Annotated in this window: 22 protein-coding genes; 1 reads left to right on the forward strand and 21 read right to left on the reverse strand. The window is 59.3% G+C overall.

Annotated features, from left to right (window positions below; all coding sequences use genetic code 11):
* From U5O12_RS10655 to U5O12_RS10680, 6 genes are all read right to left on the reverse strand, one after another.
* A partial coding sequence (locus U5O12_RS10655; protein ID WP_322578615.1) for a hypothetical protein occupies positions 1-246 on the reverse strand: 246 nt, incomplete at its 3' end.
* A gap of 130 nt (positions 247-376) precedes the next feature.
* Entirely contained in the window at positions 377-877 is a 501-nt protein-coding gene (locus tag U5O12_RS10660; protein ID WP_322578616.1) for a GNAT family N-acetyltransferase, read from the reverse strand.
* A 4-nt stretch (positions 878-881) separates the two neighbouring features.
* Complete coding sequence (gene glmM, locus U5O12_RS10665; protein WP_322578617.1) at positions 882-2,213, reverse strand: phosphoglucosamine mutase; 1,332 nt, start codon at positions 2,211-2,213, stop codon at positions 882-884.
* A gap of 64 nt (positions 2,214-2,277) precedes the next feature.
* On the reverse strand, positions 2,278-3,222 hold the full coding sequence (folP, locus tag U5O12_RS10670) for a dihydropteroate synthase (RefSeq protein WP_322578618.1): 945 nt from the start codon (positions 3,220-3,222) through the stop codon (positions 2,278-2,280).
* A 101-nt stretch (positions 3,223-3,323) separates the two neighbouring features.
* Positions 3,324-5,237 (reverse strand): ATP-dependent zinc metalloprotease FtsH, encoded by a 1,914-nt coding sequence (ftsH, locus tag U5O12_RS10675; RefSeq protein WP_322578619.1) that lies wholly within the window; start codon positions 5,235-5,237, stop codon positions 3,324-3,326.
* Between the two features lie 133 nt (positions 5,238-5,370).
* A complete protein-coding gene (locus tag U5O12_RS10680; protein ID WP_322578732.1) occupies positions 5,371-6,057 on the reverse strand; it encodes an RlmE family RNA methyltransferase in 687 nt (228 codons plus the stop codon).
* An 18-nt stretch (positions 6,058-6,075) separates the two neighbouring features.
* On the opposite strand from U5O12_RS10680, the gene U5O12_RS10685 reads away from it, so the two are divergent.
* Entirely contained in the window at positions 6,076-6,549 is a 474-nt protein-coding gene (locus tag U5O12_RS10685) for a YhbY family RNA-binding protein (protein ID WP_322578620.1), read from the forward strand.
* 72 nt (positions 6,550-6,621) lie between these two features.
* Here the strand turns inward: U5O12_RS10685 and U5O12_RS10690 are convergent, their stop codons facing one another.
* The 15 genes from U5O12_RS10690 to rseP form a co-directional block, all read right to left on the reverse strand.
* Positions 6,622-7,041 (reverse strand): hypothetical protein, encoded by a 420-nt coding sequence (locus tag U5O12_RS10690; protein WP_322578621.1) that lies wholly within the window; start codon positions 7,039-7,041, stop codon positions 6,622-6,624.
* Between the two features lie 29 nt (positions 7,042-7,070).
* Positions 7,071-7,478: a DUF4149 domain-containing protein gene (locus tag U5O12_RS10695; RefSeq protein WP_322578622.1), complete on the reverse strand. Its 408-nt coding sequence runs from the start codon at positions 7,476-7,478 to the stop codon at positions 7,071-7,073.
* Positions 7,478-7,954, reverse strand: a complete 477-nt coding sequence (greA, locus tag U5O12_RS10700; RefSeq protein WP_087497048.1) for a transcription elongation factor GreA — start codon at positions 7,952-7,954, stop codon at positions 7,478-7,480. The genes U5O12_RS10695 and greA overlap by 1 nt, the downstream gene beginning before the upstream one ends.
* Positions 7,955-8,146: 192 nt before the next feature.
* A complete protein-coding gene (carB, locus tag U5O12_RS10705) occupies positions 8,147-11,401 on the reverse strand; it encodes a carbamoyl-phosphate synthase large subunit (protein ID WP_322578623.1) in 3,255 nt (1,084 codons plus the stop codon).
* Positions 11,402-11,425: 24 nt separating this feature from the next.
* A complete protein-coding gene (leuE, locus tag U5O12_RS10710; protein ID WP_322578624.1) occupies positions 11,426-12,094 on the reverse strand; it encodes a leucine efflux protein LeuE in 669 nt (222 codons plus the stop codon).
* A gap of 6 nt (positions 12,095-12,100) precedes the next feature.
* The gene (gene carA / locus U5O12_RS10715; RefSeq protein ID WP_322578625.1) at positions 12,101-13,270 is read right to left on the reverse strand and encodes a glutamine-hydrolyzing carbamoyl-phosphate synthase small subunit; all 1,170 of its coding nucleotides are present in this window, start codon (positions 13,268-13,270) and stop codon (positions 12,101-12,103) included.
* A 181-nt stretch (positions 13,271-13,451) separates the two neighbouring features.
* The gene (locus U5O12_RS10720) at positions 13,452-14,222 is read right to left on the reverse strand and encodes an RNA methyltransferase (protein WP_322578626.1); all 771 of its coding nucleotides are present in this window, start codon (positions 14,220-14,222) and stop codon (positions 13,452-13,454) included.
* Positions 14,219-14,854 (reverse strand): ribonuclease HII, encoded by a 636-nt coding sequence (gene rnhB, locus U5O12_RS10725; RefSeq protein ID WP_322578627.1) that lies wholly within the window; start codon positions 14,852-14,854, stop codon positions 14,219-14,221. Before rnhB ends, U5O12_RS10720 begins: the two co-directional genes overlap by 4 nt.
* Positions 14,826-16,001 (reverse strand): lipid-A-disaccharide synthase, encoded by a 1,176-nt coding sequence (gene lpxB, locus U5O12_RS10730; protein ID WP_322578628.1) that lies wholly within the window; start codon positions 15,999-16,001, stop codon positions 14,826-14,828. Before lpxB ends, rnhB begins: the two co-directional genes overlap by 29 nt.
* A gap of 22 nt (positions 16,002-16,023) precedes the next feature.
* Positions 16,024-16,818, reverse strand: coding sequence for an acyl-ACP--UDP-N-acetylglucosamine O-acyltransferase (gene lpxA, locus U5O12_RS10735; RefSeq protein WP_322578629.1), 795 nt, complete (start codon positions 16,816-16,818; stop codon positions 16,024-16,026).
* 9 nt (positions 16,819-16,827) lie between these two features.
* Positions 16,828-17,268, reverse strand: a complete 441-nt coding sequence (gene fabZ, locus U5O12_RS10740; protein WP_322578630.1) for a 3-hydroxyacyl-ACP dehydratase FabZ — start codon at positions 17,266-17,268, stop codon at positions 16,828-16,830.
* Complete coding sequence (lpxD, locus tag U5O12_RS10745; protein ID WP_322578631.1) at positions 17,265-18,257, reverse strand: UDP-3-O-(3-hydroxymyristoyl)glucosamine N-acyltransferase; 993 nt, start codon at positions 18,255-18,257, stop codon at positions 17,265-17,267. Before lpxD ends, fabZ begins: the two co-directional genes overlap by 4 nt.
* Before the next feature lie 30 nt (positions 18,258-18,287).
* Positions 18,288-18,797 carry an OmpH family outer membrane protein gene (locus U5O12_RS10750; protein ID WP_322578632.1) on the reverse strand — a complete coding sequence of 170 codons (510 nt, stop codon included), beginning with the start codon at positions 18,795-18,797 and terminating at the stop codon, positions 18,288-18,290.
* Positions 18,797-21,112 carry an outer membrane protein assembly factor BamA gene (gene bamA / locus U5O12_RS10755; RefSeq protein ID WP_322578633.1) on the reverse strand — a complete coding sequence of 772 codons (2,316 nt, stop codon included), beginning with the start codon at positions 21,110-21,112 and terminating at the stop codon, positions 18,797-18,799. The genes U5O12_RS10750 and bamA overlap by 1 nt, the downstream gene beginning before the upstream one ends.
* Before the next feature lie 47 nt (positions 21,113-21,159).
* On the reverse strand, positions 21,160-22,536 hold the full coding sequence (gene rseP, locus U5O12_RS10760; protein WP_322578634.1) for an RIP metalloprotease RseP: 1,377 nt from the start codon (positions 22,534-22,536) through the stop codon (positions 21,160-21,162).
* Positions 22,537-22,553: the final 17 nt, after the last annotated feature.

A 22,553-nucleotide genomic window follows, 5' to 3' on the forward strand; every position in this document is an offset into this window, starting at 1 on the left:
GTAATGTAGACGGCAAAACTCGGTTGATACATCCGGAGCTTGACGATACAGACTTTTTGGAAAAAATGCGAAACCCGCATGTGCATTGACTCTGCGGCACGCAGGCTGTGCAAATATGCAGGTATAAATTTTCCATGAAACCCGGTGTGCCTCCAAAGCTGTGCAGCCCATGTTTTTTAAGAAAAACGTACGGGCGAGATCTACGACCGGACTATAGCGTGAAGGCAGTGGGTCAAAACGCGTCATGGATGCCCTGGGCCAAGGCGAGAAGGTAGGCCGACAGACAGCAGTCATTGGCGACCGTCAGCACCTGGCCCAAACCAGTCTCACTCCTACAGACTAGCCCCTCGTGTATCGCTGCGGCGCTGACTCGCGACTAAGCCAACCACTTCTGCATAAACCCGGCCTGCCCCATGGCCGGGTCCAGCTCGTAATAGGCAAAGCCCACGCGCTCATACAGCTTGACGGCGCCGCCGTTGCCCGACAGCACTTCCAGTGTGAGCTTGCAGGCGCCACGCTCAATGGCGATCTGCTCCACCAGCGCCAGCATCTTCTCGCCAATGCGCTGACCACGGTAGCCGGGCAGCACCGCCACGTCGTGCACGTTCACCAGCGGCTTGCAGGCGAAGGTAGAAAAACCTTCGATGCAGTTGATCAGGCCCACGGGCACGCTGTCGTCTTCGGACGCAAAGGCCAACACGCTAAAGGCTTGCGGGCGCGCGGCCAGCGAAGGCACGAGCTGGGCTTTGGCAAAGTCGCTCAGGCCTTCGCCACCGCCCATGGGGTCACTGGCGTAAGCATCGAGCAGCATCACCAAGGCCGCTGCATGCACGGGGTTGGCGTAGTCGGCACGGACTGCGCGGATCGCATTTGTCATGGGTTCAGGCTTTCAGGGTGTCTGCAATGCGCTGGGCGCAGCTTTGGGCTTGTGCGGCATCGCGCGCCTCCACCATCACGCGCACCAGCGGCTCGGTACCGCTGGCGCGGATGAGCACGCGGCCGGCGTCGCCCAGCGCAGCCTCCGCAGCTTTGGTTTCTTCGGCCATGCGGGCGTTGCTCTTCCAGTCCTGGCCGGGCGTCAGGCGCACATTGATCAGGGTCTGCGGGAACAGCGTCACCCCCTGCAGCAGCTGGGCCAGCGTCTTGCCACTGCGCACGCAGGCTTGCAATACTTGCAAGGCCGACACCAGGCCATCACCCGTGGTGTGCTTGTCCAGCGCCAGCAGGTGGCCCGAGCCTTCGCCACCCAAAATCCATTGGTGCTTTTCCAGCTCTTCGAGCACATACCGGTCGCCCACCTTGGCGCGCACAAACTGCACGCCACGGGCCTTGAGCGCCACTTCCACCGCCATATTGGTCATGAGCGTGCCCACCACACCGGGCACATGCTCGTCGCGGCCCAGGCGGTCGTCGGCCATCAGGTACAGCAGCTCATCGCCGTTGTAGAGGCGGCCTTCGGCATCCACCAGCTGCAGGCGGTCGGCATCACCGTCCAGCGCCACACCAAAGTCGGCTTTGTGCTCTTTCACGGCCGCGACCAGGGCCTCAGGGTGGGTGGCGCCCACGCCCTTGTTGATGTTCAGGCCATCGGGCGAGCAGCCAATGGCGATGACTTCAGCGCCCAGCTCGTGGAACACCTTGGGTGCGATGTGGTACGCCGCGCCGTGCGCCGCGTCCACCACGATCTTCAGGCCCTTGAGGGTCAGATCATTGGCAAAGGTACTCTTGCAGAACTCGATATACCGGCCTGCCGCGTCGTCCAAACGACGGCTCTTGCCCAGGCTGGCCGAGTCCACCCACACGGGCGGCTTTTGCAGCTCGGCCTCCACCGCCAGCTCCCAGGCGTCAGGCAGCTTGCTGCCTTTGGCGCTGAAGAACTTGATGCCGTTGTCCGCAAAGGGGTTGTGACTGGCGCTGATGACCACGCCCAACGAAGCACGCTGCGCGCGTGTGAGGTAGGCCACGCCCGGTGTGGGCAGCGGGCCCAGCAGCACCACATCCACGCCTGCAGAGTTGAAGCCGCTCTCCAGCGCGCTCTCCAGCATGTAGCCCGAGATGCGGGTGTCTTTGCCGATCAGCACCGTGGGGCGCGCCTCGGTTTCCTTGAGCACGTGGCCCACGGCGTGCGCCAAGCGCAGTACAAAGTCGGGGGTGATGGGGGCCTGCCCCACCGTGCCGCGAATGCCGTCGGTGCCGAAATACTGTCGTCCCATTGAATGTCCTTGTGTTGTTTGTGTTTGTTTTTTTGGGCAGGTTTTAGCGCCGGGCCGCCCCAAGCTAAAACGCGCCCCCGGTGCGTAGCGCCCCCTTCGGTAGTGGGGAAGCGACCCGCGCAGCGACGGAGCGTGGGGGCTCTTGCCCTTGCATGGCGGCCAACACTTTCAGTGCGCTCACGGTGTCGCGCACATCGTGCACCCGCACCACGTTCGCACCGTTTTGCACGGCCAGCACCGCTGCTGTGATACTGGGCGCACGGCGCTGGTCCACGTCCATGCTGGCCGCGTTGCTCAATGAGGTTTGGGTTACGGCCGCCAGCGATGATTTGCGCGACCAGCCCGCGAGCACTGGGTAGCCTTCGGGCACAGCCTGGGCTTGGCGTGCCAACAGCGAAAAATTCTGTGCCACCGTCTTGCCAAAACCAATGCCAGGATCCAGGCAAATACGAGGAGAATCGACGCCCAGCCCTCGTAAATGCTGCGCAAGCAGCTCCAAAAATGATAGCACCTGCGGCACCACGTCGCCCTCCATCGGCGCTACCTGCATGGTCTGCGGGTCGCGGTGCATGTGCATCAGGCAAACACCGCAGCGTGGGTGACCCGCCACCACGGACTCGCCCGTGGGGCCGCCCAGCCCGTCGCGCCAGCGCAGGGCCCACACATCGTTGACGATGTCGGCGCCCAGGTCCAACGCGGCCTGCATGACGGCCGGCTTGTAGGTGTCCACCGACACCGGCACCCCCAAGGTCACCGCATGGCGAATGACCGGCAGCACGCGCGCCAGTTCCTCTTCCAGCGTGACCGGCGGCGCACCAGGTCGGGTGGACTCGCCACCGATGTCCAGAATATCGGCACCATCCTTGAGAAGGCGCTCGCAATGCGCTTGGGCCGAATCGCGCGCGGCATACTGCCCGCCATCCGAAAACGAGTCGGGCGTGACATTGACGATGCCCATCACCTTGGGGGTGCGGAGATCGATGTCGAAACGGGAGGTTTGCCAGTGCATGGGCACGATTATCGGTGTTGCCGAAGGGGCACCTTGGGAGGTGGAGACCCTAAAACGAACACAGGGCCCGAAGGCCCTGTGGATGTCAGCGCAGCCTGGTATCAGGCGGCAGTGGGTGCGGGGTCCGCAGCCACGGCTGGGGAGCCACCGCTGCCTCCGCCGCCGTTGTTGGGCGTGCGGGGTGTCCAGTCTTTGGGCGGACGGGGTTCACGGCCGGCCATGATGTCGTCGAGCTGCTCTCCATCAATGGTTTCCCAATCCAGCAAGGCCTTGGCCATGGCGTGCATCTTGTCGCTGTTTTCTTCGATCAGCTTGCGCGCCAGGGCGTACTGCTGATCGATGATGCGGCGCACTTCTGAGTCCACCTTCTGCATGGTTTGTTCGCTCATGCTGGTGGTCTTGGTCACGCTGCGGCCCAAGAACACTTCGCCTTCATTCTCGGCATACACCATGGGGCCCAAGGCGTCAGTCATGCCGTAACGGGTCACCATGTCGCGGGCAATGGAGGTGGCACGCTCAAAATCGTTGCTGGCGCCGGTGGTCATCTGGTTCATGAACACTTCTTCGGCAATACGGCCACCAAACAACATGCTGATCTGGTTCAGCATGAATTCGCTGTCATAGCTGTAGCGGTCTTGTGCGGGCAGGCTCATGGTCACGCCCAAGGCACGGCCACGGGGAATGATGGTGACCTTGTGCACCGGGTCACACTTGGGCAGCAGCTTGCCGATGAGTGCGTGGCCAGACTCGTGGTACGCCGTGTTCTTGCGCTCTTCCTCGGGCATGACCATGCTCTTGCGCTCGGGGCCCATCAGGATCTTGTCCTTGGCTTTCTCGAAGTCCTGCATTTCCACCAGACGTGCATTGCGGCGCGCAGCCATGAGGGCGGCTTCGTTGCACAGGTTGGCAAGGTCGGCACCACTCATGCCGGGCGTACCGCGGGCAATCGTCAGGGCGCTCACATCTTGGCCCAAAGGCACCTTGCGCATGTGCACATTCAAAATCTGCTCACGGCCACGGATGTCGGGCAGCGTGACATAGACCTGGCGGTCAAAACGACCGGGGCGCAGCAAGGCGGCGTCCAGAATGTCAGGGCGGTTGGTGGCAGCCACCACGATCACACCGACATTGGTCTCGAAGCCGTCCATCTCGACCAGCATCTGGTTGAGGGTTTGTTCACGCTCGTCGTTGCCACCGCCCAAGCCAGCGCCACGCTGGCGGCCCACGGCGTCGATTTCATCGATGAAGATGATGCAGGGAGCATTCTTCTTGGCGTTCTCGAACATGTCGCGCACGCGGGACGCACCCACGCCAACAAACATTTCCACAAAGTCAGAACCCGAGATGCTGAAAAATGGCACCTTGGCTTCGCCTGCAATGGATTTGGCCAACAAGGTCTTGCCGGTACCGGGAGGGCCGACCAGCAGCAGGCCACGTGGAATACGACCACCGAGTTTCTGGAACTTGCTAGGGTCTTTGAGGAAGTCGACAACTTCCTTCACTTCTTCCTTGGCCTCGTCGCAACCGGCCACATCGGCAAAGGTCACGGTGTTGGTGTTTTCGTCCAGCAGGCGGGCTTTGCTCTTGCCGAAACTGAACGCTCCGCCCTTGCCGCCGCCTTGCATCTGGCGCATGAAGTACACCCACACGCCAATCAGCAGCAGCATGGGCCCCCAGCTGACCAGCAGGGTCATCAGTAGGGAGCCTTCTTCACGGGGTTTGACGTCGAATTTGACGTTGTTGGCGATCAGGTCACCCACCAGGCCACGATCCAGGTAGGTGGCAGTGGTACGCACCTTGCGGTCATCCGAGGTGACGGCCAAAATTTCGGTACCGCCCTGCCCCTCTTGGATCAGGACACTCTTGATTTGGTTGTTGCGTACCTGCTCCAGGAAGTCGGAATAACCAACCGTGCCCGAGGCCGCAGCGCGCGTGTCAAATTGCTTGAACACGGTGAACAGCACCAAGGCCACCACCAACCACACTGCAATTTTAGAAAACCACTGATTATTCAAGCGAAGCTCCAATACTGGCGCAAGTAAACGAACCTTGCGTACTTGGGACCCATTTTAGGCGTTTCAAGCCATGAAAGCTGTTATTTCGGACTGGACGGCCTCAGAAACAGCATGGGAATTGACGGGCAGATTGTCAGACGGGCTTGAGGCCCATGCCAACCAGAAAGGTTTCAGACGAGCGGTCGCGCGAGGCCTTGGGCTTGAAGGGTTTGACCGTGACAAACGCCGCCTTGAAACGCTGCACCACATCGTTGTAACTGCCGCCATGGAACACCTTGGCCACCAGCGCACCCTGGGGCTTCATGTGGTTCTGGGCAAATTCAATCGCCAACTCCACCAGGTATTCAATGCGCGCCGCATCTGCTGACGAAATACCCGACAGGTTGGGCGCCATGTCTGACACCACCAAATCCGCCTGTTTGCCCCCCAAGGCTGTCTCTAGCAAGGCCAGGGTGTCGGCCTCGCGAAAGTCTCCCTGGATAAAGTTCACCCCCTCAATTGGCTCCATGGGCAACATATCCAAACCGATGATGGTCCCATTCATCTCTCCCACGGCGGCACCATTGGGCGACATGCGGCGACGCAGGTACTGGCTCCAGGCCCCAGGCGTGCACCCCAAATCCACCACCAGTTGGCCGGGTTTGACCAAGTGCAGGGTTTCGTCAATTTCCTTGAGTTTGTAGGCCGCGCGGGCCCGGTAACCCTCTTTGTTGGCCAGCTTCACATAGGGGTCATTGATGTGGTCATGCAACCAGGCTTTGTTGACCTTTTTGTTGCCGGCCTTGTTGTCCGGCTTGCTACTTTTGCTCTGCGTATTCATTGCGTCGATAATACCCACATGCCTCAAATACAACTAACTCCCGCTCAGCGCAAGGATCACCGCGCTGACGCCCACCACCTGGACCCCGTGGTCATGGTGGGCGGCGATGGCCTGACGGCCAACGTCAAAAAAGAAATCGATGCGGCGCTTAACGCCCATGGCCTGATCAAAGTGCGTGTGTTCTCCGATGACCGCGCCGCACGTGAAGAGATGTTCAAGACCCTGGCGGACGAACTCCATGCAGCGCCTATACAGCACATCGGCAAACTGCTGGTGCTGTGGCGCCCGCAGCCGGAGAAGGAAAAAGCCATTGACGAAGACCGCAAACCCGGCCCGCGTGACTTCAAGGTGTTGAAGTTTGGCCGCCCCGGCACCCGCCCCGAGGTCAAAACTCTGCGTGTGCTGGGCAACCAGCGCCTCACCCCCGGCGGCAACATCAAACGCGCCAAGCCCAAGCCAAAGACCAGCGTCAAGAAACGCAGCCAGACCTGAAGCTGCTCCCATATCCCGCTGAAGAAGCCCGCACCGCTGCGGGCTTTTATCTTTACGTCCGTTAGCTATTTTTTAAAAAGCAGCTAAAGCAGCACCTACAAGCAAGACAGCGCCCATAAGCGAAGACATTGCACCCAATATATTGCCAAGATAAACGCACCGCGCCCAGCCTTTCGCGCCAGACGATAGCCCCCGGTCCTTGGTTATTGCAGCCATGGGTGTAGCAACACAAAAGGCATATCCGGAAACAATCATTGGGACCGCTATCGCCCACTTCAGTCCATTCGCTACCGGCATCGCATTCAAGACTGGCGCAAGCCCCAACAAGAGCAATGCACCAATAGACAGGGACTGATGCGCCACACGCCAAGAATTAACAACCTGTGCATCTGCATGCCGCTTGATTGCACGGGCGTAGGGTGCCCCCAGCAACAAAGCGAACAGCAGCACCAAGCTCCCATGCAAAACCAAATGCCGTGAAACTAGGTCCATATCTTTTCCTAGCTAAAAATAATCCGTCTTTATCGCGCGGCAATCATCTTCTTGAAAACCACCAACGCGCACACCCACTGCCCAAAATACATCGCACTGCCTATGCGATGCCACAAGGCGAGGTTCTCGCGGGCCACGATGCGGGGTGCTACCGCCAGCTCCACCAGCAATGCAAGCAACACGCCACCCACTACAAAAAGTGTAGCTGCCCGCGCAGATTCCACGGGCACCAACAGGCGATTTGACCTAAAAGCCATCAAGAGCATGGCACCGCAGGCCACCGACACCCAGGTCTGGGCACTGAAGAGTTTGGCGGCCATCTGGCCGGCCATCGCCGGGGTCGGCAGGTGCACAAACAGCATGGGCACCACCATAAAGCCCAGCATCGTCAGGCTCATGGCCCATGCGGCTGCCAACCAGACAGGAAGTTGGCGCATCAGATGTAATGGACGGCCACCACCTCGTAGGCGCGCTCACCGCCGGGCGCCTGCACGACCGCGGTATCACCGACTTCTTTGCCAATAAGGGCACGGGCAATCGGGCTGCTGATGTTGATGAGGCCTTGCTTCAAATCCGCCTCATCTTCACCAACGATCTGGTATTTCACCTGCTGGCCACTGTCTTCATCTTCCAGTTCCACGGTGGCACCAAACACCACACGACCATCGGCCTGGATAGTGGACGGATCGATCACTTGGGCTGCCGACAGCTTGCCTTCCACTTCCTGAATACGGCCTTCGATAAAGCCTTGGCGTTCCTTGGCAGCGTCATAGTCGGCGTTTTCACTCAGGTCACCCTGGGCGCGGGCTTCGGCAATGGCCTGAATCACGGAGGGGCGCTCGACGGTCTTGAGCTTGTGCAACTCGGCCTTCAGCATCTCAGCGCCGCGCTTGGTAATGGGATAGGTTGCCATGGTGTCTCTAGCTAGGTTTTTGGGGGCCTCAAAGTACAAGGACAGTGCGGCGCTTGCGCGCGGCACTGTCCTATGCAGTTGACCCAGATTATGCCAAGTTATTGGCCCCCAAGCTCCGCCACTGCGCGGGCCGCAGCCCCCACAGAAAGGCAGCGTTTTAGCTTGGGGCGTCCGAGCGCTAAAACAGCTCTTTCAAGCCTGAAGTTCCGCATGCATTTCCTGCACAGAGATGACACCCAGGTTGTCCAGGTACTTCATGCCTTGCACCGCGGCTTCGGCGCCGGCGATGGTGGTGTAGGTCGTCACGCGAGCCAACAATGCGGACGTACGGATCTGGCGCGAATCCGCGATCGCGTTGCGACGCTCTTCCACGGTGTTGACCACCATGGAGATTTCCTCGTTCTTGATCATGTCCACGATGTGCGGACGGCCTTCGGCCACCTTGTTCACCACACCGCAGGCAACACCCGCCGCGTTGATGGCAGCAGCCGTGCCCTTGGTAGCCACAATCTCAAAACCCATGGCAGCTAGGCTGCGCGCCACCTCTACCGCGCGCGGCTTGTCGGTTTGTTTGACCGAGATAAAGGCCTTGCCGCCGCGTGGCAGCTTGGCGCCCGCGCCCAGCTGCGACTTCACAAAGGCTTCGCCAAAGGTCTTGCCCACGCCCATGACTTCGCCGGTGGACTTCATCTCGGGGCCGAGGATGGTGTCCACGCCAGGGAACTTCACGAAGGGGAACACGGCCTCCTTGACGCTGAAGTACGGCGGCGTCACCTCATCGGTGATGCCCTGCTGGGCCAGCGTCTGGCCCGCCATGCAGCGTGCGGCCACCTTGGCCAGCTGGATGCCCGTGGCTTTGGAAACGAAGGGCACGGTGCGGCTGGCGCGGGGGTTCACTTCCAGCACGTAGATAACGTCCTTGCCGTCCACGTTCTGGATTGCGAATTGCACGTTCATGAGACCCACCACATTCAGGGCACCGGCCATGGCCTTGGTCTGGCGCTTGATCTCGACCACGGTGTCTGCGTGCAAGCTGTAGGGTGGCAGCGAGCAGGCGGAGTCACCGCTGTGCACGCCGGCTTGTTCAATGTGCTCCATCACGCCGCCGATGAAGGTAGCGCCGGAGCTGTCACGGATGCAGTCCACATCGCACTCGATGGCGTCGTTCAGGAAGCGGTCCAGCAGCACGGGGCTGTCGTTGCTCACCTTCACGGCTTCGCGCATGTAGCGCTCCAGGTCGCGCTGCTCGTGCACGATTTCCATCGCGCGGCCGCCCAGCACGTAGCTCGGGCGCACTACCAAGGGGTAACCCAAGGCAGCCGCTTTCTCCAGCGCTTCGGGCTCGGTACGGGCTGTAGCGTTAGGTGGCTGGCGCAGCTTCAGTTCGTGCAGCAGCTTCTGGAAGCGCTCGCGGTCTTCGGCGGCGTCAATCATGTCGGGGGTGGTACCGATGATGGGCACGCCATTGGCTTCGAGGTCCAACGCCAACTTCAAGGGCGTCTGGCCACCGTATTGCACAATGACGCCGACGGGCTTTTCCTTGTCCACGATTTCGAGCACGTCTTCCAGCGTCAGCGGTTCGAAGTACAGGCGATCGGATGTGTCGTAGTCGGTAGACACGGTTTCGGGGTTGCAGTTGACCATGATGGTCTCGTACCCGTCTTCGCGCATGGCGAGTGCGGCGTGCACGCAGCAGTAGTCAAACTCGATGCCCTGGCCTATGCGGTTGGGGCCACCGCCCAACACCATGATTTTCTTCTTGTCGGTCGGCGCGGCTTCGCACTCGGAGCCTTCGGCTTCGTAGGTGGAGTACATGTAGGCGGTGTTCGTGGCGAACTCCGCTGCGCAGGTGTCCACGCGCTTGTAGACCGGGCGCACGCCCAGAGCACGGCGCTTTTCGCGCACAGCTTTGTCGGTAGTTTTGAACTGGCGCGCCAGGCGGCGGTCCGAGAAGCCTTTTTGCTTCAAGGCGCGCAAGGTGGGCGCATCGATCTTGTCCAGCGCAGAGCCGCTGGCCGGCTGGGGCAGACGTTCGATTTCCAGTTCCAGCTTCACGATCTGCTCGATCTGCACCAGGAACCAGGGGTCGATCTTGGTCAGCGCAAACACTTCGTCCACGCTCATGCCTTGGGCAAACGCATCACCCACGTACCAGATGCGCTCGGGGCCGGGCTCGCCCAGCTCTTTTTCCAGCACTTCGCGGTCCTGAGTCTTCTCGTTCATGCCATCCACGCCCACTTCCAGGCCGCGAAGGGCTTTCTGGAAGGATTCCTGGAAGGTACGGCCCATGGCCATCACCTCGCCGACCGACTTCATCTGGGTCGTCAGGCGGCTGTCGGCAGCAGGGAATTTCTCGAACGCGAAACGCGGGATCTTGGTGACCACGTAGTCGATGCTAGGCTCGAAGGACGCAGGTGTGGCACCACCCGTGATGTCGTTGCGCAGCTCGTCCAGCGTGAAGCCCACGGCCAGCTTGGCTGCGACCTTGGCAATGGGGAAGCCGGTGGCCTTGGAGGCCAGCGCGGAAGAACGCGACACACGCGGGTTCATCTCGATAACGACCATGCGACCGTCCTTCGGGTTGATCGAGAACTGCACGTTCGAACCACCGGTGTCCACACCGATTTCGCGCAACACAGCCAGCGAGGCGTTGCGCAAAATCTGGTATTCCTTGTCGGTCAGGGTCTGTGCGGGTGCCACGGTGATGGAGTCACCGGTGTGCACGCCCATGGGGTCCAGGTTTTCGATGGAGCAGACGATGATGCAGTTGTCAGCCTTGTCGCGCACCACTTCCATTTCGTACTCTTTCCAACCCAAGAGCGACTCTTCAATCAGCAGCTCGTTGGTAGGCGATGCTTCCAGGCCGCGTTTGCAGATGGTCTCGAACTCTTCGGCGTTGTAGGCAATGCCGCCGCCTGTGCCGCCCAGCGTAAAGCTGGGGCGGATGACGGTGGGGAAGCCGACCGTCTTTTGTACGGCCCATGCTTCGTCCATGCTGTGAGCGATGCCCGAACGCGCCGAGCCCAGACCGATTTTGGTCATGGCATCCTTGAACTTGAGGCGATCTTCAGCCTTGTCGATGGCTTCGGGTGTGGCGCCAATCAGCTCGACCTTGTATTTGTCCAGCACACCGTGGTGCCACAGGTCCAGTGCGCAGTTCAGCGCCGTCTGGCCGCCCATGGTGGGCAGAATCGCGTGGGGCTTTTCCTTGGCGATGATCTTCTCGACCGTTTGCCAGGTGATGGGCTCGATGTAGGTCACATCGGCCGTGGCCGGATCGGTCATGATCGTGGCGGGGTTGCTGTTGATCAGGATGACCTTGTAGCCCTCTTCGCGCAAGGCCTTGCACGCTTGCACGCCGGAGTAGTCGAACTCGCAGGCCTGCCCGATGATGATGGGGCCGGCGCCGATGATGAGAATGCTTTTGATGTCGGTACGTTTTGGCATTTCGGGTGCTCTTTACTTTTCAAATTAATTCAGACTGGCCGTGGCCAGCTTGGCGCCAAACCACATGAACAGGCCACCAACGGCGCTGGACAGGCTGGCGGACAGGCGCTTGCGGCGACCAAAGCCCTGGGCCAGGCGGGCGCCGGCAAAGATCAGGGCAGACAGGTACAGCGCGCTGAACACCATGATGATGGAGCCCAGGATCAGGAAGGGGATTGCAGGTGTCTCGTAGTTCGGGTCGATGAACTGCACAAAGAACGAGAGCAGGAACAGAATAGCCTTGGGGTTGAGCAGGCTGATGACCAGCGCGCGCTTGAAAGGTTGCTGCATATTGGCAGCCGCCTCAGCCACCACCGTCTGCGCCGACAGATCTGCCACATCCGCACTGCGCCACTTCTTGAATGCGGCAATCAACAGGTTCACACCCACCCAAGTGAGGTAGGCCGCCCCGGCGTACTTCACCACCATGAACAATGGCGGATAGGTACGCAGCAGGCTGGCCGCGCCCAGCGCGGTGAGCAACAGCAAAATGGTGTCGCCCACAAACACGCCGCACGCCCCTTGGTAGCCCGCCTTGACGCCCCGCACGGTGGCCACCGACAGGACATACAGCGAGTTGGGGCCGGGCAGCAAGATGATGCCGATGGCGCCAATCACATAGGTCCAGAGGTCGGTGACACCGTAGAAGCTCATGGCGGCTTACCCTGCCTTCTTTTCCATCAGACCGATGAAACGGTCGAACAGGTATCCGATGTCGTGCGGGCCAGGCGATGCTTCGGGGTGGCCCTGGAAGCAGAAGGCTGGCTTGTCGGTACGCTCCAGGCCCTGCAGCGTGTTGTCAAACAGGCTGATGTGCGTGGGGCGCAGGTTGGCGGGAAGGCTCTTCTCGTCCACCGCAAAACCGTGGTTCTGGCTGGTGATGGAGACGCGGCCGCTGTCCAGGTCTTTGACGGGGTGGTTGGCACCGTGGTGGCCGAACTTCATCTTGAAGGTCTTGGCACCACTGGCCAGCGCCATGATCTGGTGGCCCAGGCAGATGCCGAATGTGGGGGTGCCGGTTTCGATCAGTTCCTTGGCCGCAGCAATCGCGTAATCGCAGGGCTCAGGGTCGCCGGGGCCATTGGACAGGAACACGCCATCGGGTTGGTGCTTGAGGACGTCGGCGGCCGAAGTCTGCGCAGGCACTACGGTGACTTTGCAGCCCCGCTCCGCCAACATGCGCAGGATGTTTTTCTTCACGCCAAAGTCATACGCGACCACGTGGAACTTGGGTGCAGTTTGCTGGCCGTAGCCTTGGCCTAGTGTCCACTCGGCTTCCGTCCAGCTGTAGTTGGCCTTGCTGGACACCACTTTGGCGAGGTCCAGGCCGGCCATGCTGGGCGCGCCCTTGGCGGCGGCCACGGCCTTGTCGATGGCGTCCTTGGTGACGGACTCACCTCGCGCCAGTGCCAAGATGCAACCGTTCTGCGCGCCCTGGGTGCGCAGCTGGCGGGTCAGTTGGCGGGTATCCAGGTTGGCAATGGCCACGGTGCCTTCAGCAACCAAGTATTCGGTCAGCGTCTGGGTGCTGCGGAAGTTGCTGGCCACCAGCGGCAGGTCCTTGATGATCAGACCGGCGGCAAACACCTTGTGGGACTCCACGTCCTCTGGGCTGATGCCGTAGTTGCCAATGTGGGGGTAGGTGAGCGTGACGATCTGCTGGCAATAGCTGGGATCTGTGAGGATCTCCTGGTAGCCGGTCATGGAGGTGTTGAACACGACTTCACCGACGGTGGAGCCTGCGGCTCCAATGGAATTGCCAATGTAGACCGTGCCGTCTGCGAGCGCCAGGATGGCGGGTGGGGTGGTTCCCTTGAGAGACAAAAGCACTGGTTTCTCCGAATGTTTTACGGGTACGCCCAAACGCGCTCAAGACAGGCTCTTGGCGGGTGCCGCGCGGGAGGTAACCCCTGGCGGATGCTTTTTACGAGGGAATGTGCAGAGGTGCGCTTGGGACGGCTGTTTTCTGGAAAGCCTCTGAGTATAACCGAGGGCAAACGCGAATTCAGTTTCAGGCAAGCTTCAAACTGCTCGCGTGCAAGCAAATGGCTGCCGCAGCGGCCACATTGAGGGACTCCTCCCCCCCCGGCTGACCTATGCGAGCGAATACTGTGGCTTTTGCCATCAGCGCCTCAGATACGCCCTGCCCTTCGTGCCCCATAGCCCACGCACACGGGTGAGGCAAGTCCAGCTTTTGCACCAGATCACCTTGGTGGGAACTGGTGACCACCAAGGGCACCTTCAAGGCATCCAGGTCTTGTAGCTCCAGCCCCTCAACCAAGCGAAGGCCGAAGTGCGCCCCCATGCCCGCCCGCAATACCTTGGGGCTCCAAAGTGCAGCAGACCCTTTGAGCGCCAGCACCTGACGGAAACCGAAAGCCCCGGCGCTACGGAGAATAGAACCCACATTGCCGGCATCTTGCACCCGGTCCAGTATCACGGTAGCAGCCAAGGGCTCGATGTCTACTGCCGCCGGCAAGTCGACCAGGAATCCAACCTTGGCAGGCGACTCCAGCCCGCTAATTTCCCGAAACAAGGCATCCGGGATCACTACTATTTTGATAGCTGCTCGCGCATATTCCACGGGCGCTAGAGGCATAAAAGACTCAGAAACCACCAACACCGCCGGCACCACGCCACGCGCCAGCGCGGCACTGCACAGGTGATCACCTTCAATCCAGAAGCGCCCGGCCTTGCGGTAGGCCGTGTTGTCGGTGCTCAACTTGCGCAGCTCCTTGAGCAGCGCATTCTCGCGGGAGCTGATCACGATGGGCGCGCTCATCGTTGGGCCTGCAACACCTGGGTCACCGGAGCAAAGGTTTTCCGGTGCTCAGGGCAAGCACCATGGGCCTGAAGTGCGGCCAGGTGTTCGGCCGTGCCGTAGCCTTTGTGGCCGGCAAAGCCGTACTGAGGATATTGTTGGTCCAGCGTGGCGCACCAGCGGTCGCGCGTAACCTTGGCCAGGATGGACGCAGCGGAGATGGCGGGCACCGTGGCGTCGCCACGCACAATGGCCTCAGCCAGAACGTCCAGCACCGGCAGGCGGTTGCCGTCTACCAGCACCTTGGCGGGCTTCAGGCGCAGCCCCTCCACCGCGCGGCGCATGGCCAGCATCGTGGCCTGCAAGATATTGATCTCGTCGATTTCCTCCACACTGGCCTGCGCAATCGAGCAGCACAGCGCCTTGGCGCGAATTTCATCGAAGAGCTTTTCACGCCGCAAGGCGGTCAGCTTCTTGGAATCGTTGAGGCCTGCAATCGGGTTCAGGTCGTCCAGAATCACAGCTGCGGCCACCACAGGTCCGGCTAGCGGGCCGCGACCGGCTTCGTCCACTCCGGCGATCAGCCCGGGCAGGTCCCAGGCAAAGGCAACCTGCTGGGCAGGCTCAGGCTTGGAGGACTTTTTCGAGGGCATCGGCGGCAAGAGAGGCGGTGTCGCGCTGCAGCGTGGCATGCAGCGTGGTGAAAGTGGTGTGCAAAGCCGTTATTTTCTCAGGATCAGAGGTGCATGCGTCCAGCCAAACCAGCATTTCGCGCGCCAAGGCCTCGGGCGTTGCCGCATCTTGCAGCAGCTCAGGCACCACAAAACGCTGGCAGAGGATGTTGGGCAGGCCCACCCAAGGCTGCAGGCGCTTGCGCCGCATGATCTGCCAGGACATCCAAGCCATGTGGTAAGCGATGACCATGGGGCGCTTGAACAACGCAGCTTCCAGCGTGGCCGTGCCACTGGCAATCAGCGTGACATCGCAGGCAGCAAGCGCGGTGTGGGACTGCCCGCTGAGCAACTGCAAGCGGCCCTGCATGCCACTCTTGTGCGCCAAGGCTTGGATCTCTGGCAACAGGCCGGGTACGCAAGGTACTATGAATTTGGTAGCTGGTCGCGCAGACTGAATGAGTGCTGCAGCCCGAAAGAAGCGCAAAGCCAAGTGCCGAATTTCGGATTGGCGGCTTCCCGGCAGAATGGCTACCACCGCGTCATCGTCTGTCAGGCCCAAGCTGCGGCGAGCCGCAGTCTTGTCAGGCTCCATGGGGATGACATTCGCAATAGGGTGGCCCACGTAGGTCGCTGCAATACCGTGAGCGGCCAGCAGCTCTGGCTCGAAGGGAAAAATGCACAGGACATGGTCGGTACTGCGGCGAATTTTCTCTACACGCTCAGGCCGCCAAGCCCAAATGGAGGGGCACACAAAATGCACGGTCTTGACACCATGCCCTTTGAGCCGTGCCTCCAGATCGAGGTTGAAGTCGGGCGCATCCACGCCGATGAACACATCAGGCGTGTGATCCAGTAACCGGTCGCCAAGCTGTCGACGGATGCCCACGATCTCGCGGTAGCGCTTCAACAACTCCCAGCTAAAGCCATGCACGGCCAGCTTGTGGTGCGGCCACCAAGCCTCAAAGCCTTGCTTGGCCATGTGCGGACCGCCAATGCCGTGCGCGATGGCATGGGGCCAACGCTGGCGTACACCCCCCAGTAACAGGCCAGCCAGCAAATCGCCAGAGGCTTCCCCCGCCACCATGGCCACCGTGGGGGCGCCAGCGGGGGCGTGCGACGGATTCATAACGATGCGGTGCGCTGGATGACTAGCGAACGATACCGCGCTGGGCGGACACTGCGCCCAGGAAGCCGTTCATCATGGCCACATCCGGCGCTGTCTCAGGATGCGCAGCTTCCAACTCGGCAATACGTTGCTTGGCCTGCTCCAGCGTCAGGTCGTCACGGTACAGCGCTTTGTGCATGGCCTTGACACCCGAAATACGCTCTGGCGAGAAGCCGCGGCGACGCAAGCCTTCGAAGTTCATGGAGCGGGCCGCGGCAGGCTGTCCTTGGCACATGACAAACGGGGGCAGGTCCGCAAAGAGCAACGAGCACATGGCTGTCATGCTGTGAGCGCCCAGACGCACAAACTGGTGCACCACAGTAAAGCCCCCAAGGATCACCCAGTCGCCCACATGTACATGGCCGGCCAGCTGCGAGTTGTTGGCAAAAATCACGTTGTTTCCCACCAGGCAGTCGTGCGCCAAGTGCACGTAAGCCATGATCCAGTTGTCATTGCCCAGCACCGTCTTGCCAACATCACCCGGCGAACCAATGTTGAAGGTACAAAACTCGCGAATGGTGTTTCGGTCACCGATGATCAGCTCGCAGGGCTCCCCCGCGTATTTCTTGTCTTGCGGAATCGCACCCAGCGAGTTGAACTGGAAGATGCGGTTGTCCTGGCCAATAGTGGTATGGCCTTCGATCACGCAGTGCGGCCCCACGGTAGTGCCCGCACCAATGCGCACATCCGGACCTATAACGGTGTAGGGGCCGACAGTGACCGAGCTGTCGAGCTCGGCCTTGGGGTCAATGATGGCGGTAGCGTGGATAGCAGACACGCGAACCTCTTACGCAATCGCGCGCATCGCGCACGTGAGTTCGGCTTCGCAGGCCAAATCCTCACCCACGGTCGCACTGGTCTTGAACTTGAAAATGCCAGCTTTCATGCGCAGCAACTCCACGTTCAGGATCAGTTGATCCCCCGGCTCCACTGGGCGCTTGAAGCGCGCGCCGTCAATGCCGGCAAAGTAGTACACCATCTGGTCGTTGGGCGAGGTATCCAGCGCGTCAAAGGCCAGCAGTGCCGCCGCCTGGGCCAGCGCTTCCAGCATCAGCACGCCCGGCATGACGGGACGGTGTGGGAAGTGGCCTTCAAAAAAAGGCTCATTGATGGTGACGTTCTTGAGCGCCTTGATCGTCTTGCCCTTGTCCAGCTCCAACACCCGGTCCACCAGAAGGAAGGGGTAACGGTGTGGCAGCTGCTTGAGAATTTTATGGATGTCCATCATGATTTTTGTAACTCTTTTTCCAAGGTTTTGATACGGTCGCGCAGGCCGTGCAACTGCTTCAGCGTTGCGGCATTGCGCTCCCACGAGGCGTTCTCGTCAATCGGGAACATGCCGGTATAGTGACCGGGCTTCAAAATCGATTTGCTGACCACTGTGGCCGCCGAAATATGCACATTAGCGCCCAAGGTCAAATGCCCCAAAACAATGGCGCCACCACCAATGGTGCAATTCGGCCCAATGGTGGCAGAGCCTGCGACTCCGACACAACCAGCCATGGCGGTATTTGCGCCGATACGAACGTTGTGGCCAATTTGAATCAGGTTGTCCAACTTCACACCGTTTTCAATCACGGTGTCCTGCAGAGCGCCGCGGTCAATACAGGTGTTGGCGCCAATCTCCACATCATCGCCAATGCGCACCGCACCGAGTTGTTCAATCTTTTCCCAACGGTCACCGTCGGGAGCAAAACCGAAACCATCTGCGCCAACCACTACTCCGGCATGCAGGAGGCAACGGTCGCCCACGACGCAATCTTCGCCCACCGTCACACGTGACTTGAGCACCGTATGTGCGCCAATTCGGGCACCCGCCTCCACCACACACAGTGGGCCAATCCGGGCAGTCACATCCACCACTGCGGTGGAATCCACAACAGCGCTGGGATGCACCAAAGGGGTCAAGTCGCCAGATTTGGCGCGTGTCGCCAAATCCCGCTGCTGCTTCCACAACTGGGTGACTTTGGCGAAGTAAAGGTAGGGGTTGGCTGTGACAATACATGCGCCACGGGCCAATGCCATGTCGCGCATGGCGGGGGCAACAATGACACAAGCAGCGCGAGAAGCCGCAAGTTGTTGCTGGTATTTGGGATTACTCAGGAAGCTAAGGTCTCGGGCAGTGGCCGTTTCCAGCGGAGCCAGCCCCGTGATGACAAATGCTGCATCACCATGCAGTTCACCACCCAACACCCGCACCATGGAAGCGAGGTCCATGCCTTCCCCCCGCATGCGGCGATCCAAGGCTTACTTGGCGCCGGAATTGAGAATCTTGAGAACCTTTTCGGTGATGTCATGGCGCGCATTGCTGTACACCACTTCCTGTATCACCAGATCGTATTTCTCGGCTTCAGCCACCTGCTTAACTGCCTTGTTGGCTTTGTCCAGCACCTGTTGCAACTCTTCGTTGCGGCGGCCGTTCAAGTCTTCTTGGAACTCGCGCTGTTTGCGTTGGAAATCGCGATTCTGCTCTGCAAACTCTTTTTGACGGGTTACGCGCTGAGTTTCCGTAAGGGTGGGTGCATCTCGCTCAAAGCGGTCACTCATAGCCTTCAAGGACTGCTGCTGGTCCGCCAACTCTTTTTGGCGCTTGGAGAACTCTTGCTCCAACTTTGCTTGTGCTGCTTTTGCCGGCCCGGACTCAGTGGTGATGCGTTGGGTATTGATGTACCCAATTTTGGAATCTTGGGCATGGGCACCCACGGCGGCCAAGGCCAGAACCAGTGCGACGCCCCACATTGCTTTAACGTGTTTCATTAGAAAGTTGTTCCGATCTGGAATTGAAGACCTTGGATTTTATCGCCTTCAAATTTGGTAATAGGACGGGCAAATGCCAAACGCAAAGGACCCACCGGAGAAATCCAGCTGATACCGACGCCATACGAGGAGCGCATGTCACCCAATTGAATAGACTCATTGGCTCCGTAGATGCCCCCTGCGTCCACAAAGCCGTAAACGCGCAGCGTCCGGTCATTGCCACCGCCGGGCAAGGGGGCCAACAGCTCACCGCTGAAATTGATGCGTTTGGTGCCACCGGTAGCCTTCAAAGATCCTGCACGCTGCGCTGCAGTAGTCAAGCTGCCCTGCTCAAATCCGCGGACTGATCCCAGACCGCCTGCATAATAGTTTTTGAAAACTGGGTATGTCCCACTGCCCGTCGCAGCACCCAACGCAATTTCTGAGTTGAAGGCAGCAGTCACCTTGCGAGAAATGGGGAAGAACTGTTGGTACTGCGCAGTGCCACGTGCGTAACGCAAATCACCTCCCACACTCCATTCGGCATTGGTTCGCATCACCTTGCCCGTACTGGGAACCAGAGCACTGTCACGCGTATCGCGTGCCCAGCCCAAAGTCAGCGGAACAGCGGTACTGCTGTAGCCGAACTCGTTGGCGTAATCTTGAAACGCGGGCGGTAGACAGGTGCTGACCGTGGTACAGGTGCCGGGAATGATACGTGTCTTGTCCGCACCAACACCAACATACACCGTATCAGAGTCGGTAAATGGAATGCCAAACCGTACAGCTGCGCCCGTGGTTTCAATCGCGTAGGTGTCGACATCATCGTAAGGCCGAGACGTGCGCTGGTACAGATCGATAGTGCGCGACACACCGTCTTCAGTGAAGTAGGGGTTTGTTGTGCTGAACACCACCGTGCGATTGGTTTTACTGGTATTGACTTCTACACCCAGCGAGTTACCAGAGCCAAATGCATTCTCTTGCTTAAATCCAAATGACAGACCCAAGCCGTCTGCGCTCGAAATTCCGGCACCCAAACTAATGCTACCCGTGGGTTTCTCAACCACGTTAACTGTCAAATCCACCTGGTCTGGCGCGCCGGAAACCTCTTGGGTTTCGATACCCACCTCGGTGAAGTAGCCCAAGCGGTCAACCCGGTTACGGGACTGGCGAATTTTCTCGCCGTCGTACCACGCGGCCTCCAACTGACGGAACTCGCGGCGGATGACCTCGTCACGCGTTCTGTCATTTCCAGCCACATTGATGCGACGCACGTAGACCCGTCGCGACGGCTCAGCTACCAACATAAGTGCAACCCGGTTGGTACTACGGTCAATTTCAGTGCGCGCTTCGGTACGGGCAAATGCATATCCAAAATTCGCAAAGTAATCGTTGAAGGCTTTCGTCGTTTGCGTGACTTCACTGGCGTTGTAGGCCTCGCCCGCCTTGATGGTGATCAACGACTGAAATTCTTCGTCTTTTGCCAAATAATTGCCAGCCAGCTTGATACTGGACACGACAAAACGCTCGCCTTCGGTCACATTGATGGTGATATCAATGTCTTGTTTGTTCGGCGAAATGGCTACCTGGGTCGAGTCGACTTTGAATTCAAGGTAACCACGTGACAAGTAGTAGGAGCGCAATGATTCGATGTCGGCGTTAAGCTTGGTGCGCGAATACCTGTTGGATTTGGTGTACCAACTCAGCCAGTTACCAGTATCCGAGTCGAACAAATCACGCAATGTACTTTGCGAGAACGCGTTTGCGCCGGCAATTTTGATGTCATTGATTTTGGCAGTGTCACCCTCGACAACAGCAAAACTCAAATTAACCCGATTACGCTCAATCGGCGTTACGGTCGTGACTACTTCGGTGGCATACATGCTCTTGTTGATGTACTGACGTTTGAGCTCTTGCTCAGCGCGATCCACCAGAGCTTTGTCAAAAGGACGCCCTTCTGCCAGTCCCGTCTCACGCAGCGCTTTTTTCAGTACCTCTTTGTCAAACTCCCGAGTACCTGTGAAATCCACGTCAGCAACCGTGGGACGCTCCTCAACAATGACAACCAACACGCCATTGTTGGCTTCGATACGTACGTCCTTGAACAAACCAAGACCAAACAGAGCTCGAATGGCTGCAGCAGCTTTGTCATCAGTGTAGGTATCACCGACACGGACCGGCAACGAAGCAAAGATGGTCCCCGCCTCGACTCGCTGTAGCCCCTCAACCCGAATGTCGCGCACAGGAAATGGCTCCAACGCTATGGCCGCCTGCGCCACCATTCCAAGTAGCAAAGAGCAAGCGACTGCACGCAAAGAAGATCGTTTGAAATACATAGTTGCCAGTTCTATTTGTGTGGACTGCGTAGCCTGAGGGCTTGCGCTTAGCTCAACAGTTGTGCCACATCGTTGAATACCGCGATCGACATCATTGCCAAAAGCACGCCCAAACCTGCTCGCTGCAGGTAACCCATCCAAGCTTCGGACACAGGGCGCCCCGTCAATGACTCCCAAAGATAATACATCAGGTGCCCTCCATCGAGGACCGGGATGGGTAGCAAATTGAGCACCCCCAAACTGATGCTAATCAGAGCTAAAAAGACCAAATATTGGGACCATCCAACGGAGGCGGATTTGCCCGCATAGTCTGCAATAGTCAACGGCCCACTCAGATTTTTGAGAGAGGCTTCGCCCAAAACCATTTTTCCCATCATCTTTAGTGTCAACAACGACACTTCCCACGTACGTGAAAAAGAGCGGCTGAGCCCCTCCCAAACGCCATACCGCACAGAGACGGTTGCAGGCTTTGCGCCGATCATCGCATTCACGCGCCCCAACGGTTGTCCATCCACAGATTCAATGCGTGGGGTGACCGGGAGTATCAATTGCCGGCCCTCACGAACTACCTGCCAACGCTGAGTCGTGCCTGAAGCATTCCCCAAAGCCGAACGAATTACCTCACGCAATTGAGCTGCGTCCACTATTGCGACTCCATCCACCTGCACGACCAAGTCACCTGTAAGCAAACCCGCATCTGCAGCAGCGCCCCCAGGCATAACCTCACCAATCTGCGCAGCCGACATAGGCCCCTGCCAACCAATCGCCCGAAACAGGCTTGCATCCGCAAAACGGGTATCAAGCCCTTTTAGATGGAGCGTTCTGCGTAAACTGGTGTCTGCGCCAGCCTCTGTTTGGGAGGATCCGCTGTATTCGACAATCAAGTCATTTTTCGCCAATGCAGCCTGGGTCAACCACCAACGAAAATCTTCAAAAGAACGCACCGGCTCCATGGCATTTGGCTGGGTGCCAGCAAACAACACACGTTCGCCGCCAACGAAACCCGCCTGGACAGCGACAGAACCAGCCAGTGGCCTGGGCAAGACAGCATCCAGCTGGGTTGAGCCTGACCAATGCACAATGCTATACAGCACAATCGCCAAAACCAAGTTCGCCAGCGGACCAGCAGCGACTATGGAGGCCCGGGCTCTCAAGCTCTGAGTGTCGAAAGCACGGTGTAGTTCAGAAGAATCGACTGGGCCTTCCCGCCCATCCAGCATCTTGACGTATCCGCCAAGAGGCAAGGCGCACAGCACGAACTCAGTCCCGGAGCGCGGCGAAGACCAGCCCCAAACGCGAGGGCCAAACCCAATGGAAAAACGCAAGACCTTGACGCCCCAAAAAACAGCCATGCGGTAGTGCCCCCATTCATGGACCGCAATAAGTAGCGCAATGGCAAAGACAAATGCAGCGATGGTGAGCATGGCTTTCGACCTATGGA

Origin of the sequence: Rhodoferax sp. (assembly GCF_034519335.1) — a bacterium.
Lineage (GTDB): Bacteria > Pseudomonadota > Gammaproteobacteria > Burkholderiales > Burkholderiaceae_C > Allorhodoferax.

Bases quoted from the DNA above. Each gene is read 5' to 3' on its own strand.
- U5O12_RS10660 (WP_322578616.1), bottom strand. From the start codon at position 877: ATGACAAATGCGATCCGCGCAGTCCGTGCCGACTACGCCAACCCCGTG.
- glmM (WP_322578617.1), bottom strand. From the start codon at position 2,213: ATGGGACGACAGTATTTCGGCACCGACGGCATTCGCGGCACGGTGGGG.
- folP (WP_322578618.1), bottom strand. From the start codon at position 3,222: ATGCACTGGCAAACCTCCCGTTTCGACATCGATCTCCGCACCCCCAAG.
- U5O12_RS10680 (WP_322578732.1), bottom strand. From the start codon at position 6,057: ATGAATACGCAGAGCAAAAGTAGCAAGCCGGACAACAAGGCCGGCAAC.
- U5O12_RS10685 (WP_322578620.1), top strand. From the start codon at position 6,076: ATGCCTCAAATACAACTAACTCCCGCTCAGCGCAAGGATCACCGCGCT.
- U5O12_RS10690 (WP_322578621.1), bottom strand. From the start codon at position 7,041: ATGGACCTAGTTTCACGGCATTTGGTTTTGCATGGGAGCTTGGTGCTG.
- U5O12_RS10695 (WP_322578622.1), bottom strand. From the start codon at position 7,478: ATGCGCCAACTTCCTGTCTGGTTGGCAGCCGCATGGGCCATGAGCCTG.
- greA (WP_087497048.1), bottom strand. From the start codon at position 7,954: ATGGCAACCTATCCCATTACCAAGCGCGGCGCTGAGATGCTGAAGGCC.
- carB (WP_322578623.1), bottom strand. From the start codon at position 11,401: ATGCCAAAACGTACCGACATCAAAAGCATTCTCATCATCGGCGCCGGC.
- leuE (WP_322578624.1), bottom strand. From the start codon at position 12,094: ATGAGCTTCTACGGTGTCACCGACCTCTGGACCTATGTGATTGGCGCC.
- U5O12_RS10720 (WP_322578626.1), bottom strand. From the start codon at position 14,222: ATGAGCGCGCCCATCGTGATCAGCTCCCGCGAGAATGCGCTGCTCAAG.
- rnhB (WP_322578627.1), bottom strand. From the start codon at position 14,854: ATGCCCTCGAAAAAGTCCTCCAAGCCTGAGCCTGCCCAGCAGGTTGCC.
- lpxB (WP_322578628.1), bottom strand. From the start codon at position 16,001: ATGAATCCGTCGCACGCCCCCGCTGGCGCCCCCACGGTGGCCATGGTG.
- fabZ (WP_322578630.1), bottom strand. From the start codon at position 17,268: ATGATGGACATCCATAAAATTCTCAAGCAGCTGCCACACCGTTACCCC.
- lpxD (WP_322578631.1), bottom strand. From the start codon at position 18,257: ATGGACCTCGCTTCCATGGTGCGGGTGTTGGGTGGTGAACTGCATGGT.
- U5O12_RS10750 (WP_322578632.1), bottom strand. From the start codon at position 18,797: ATGAAACACGTTAAAGCAATGTGGGGCGTCGCACTGGTTCTGGCCTTG.
- bamA (WP_322578633.1), bottom strand. From the start codon at position 21,112: ATGTATTTCAAACGATCTTCTTTGCGTGCAGTCGCTTGCTCTTTGCTA.
- rseP (WP_322578634.1), bottom strand. From the start codon at position 22,536: ATGCTCACCATCGCTGCATTTGTCTTTGCCATTGCGCTACTTATTGCG.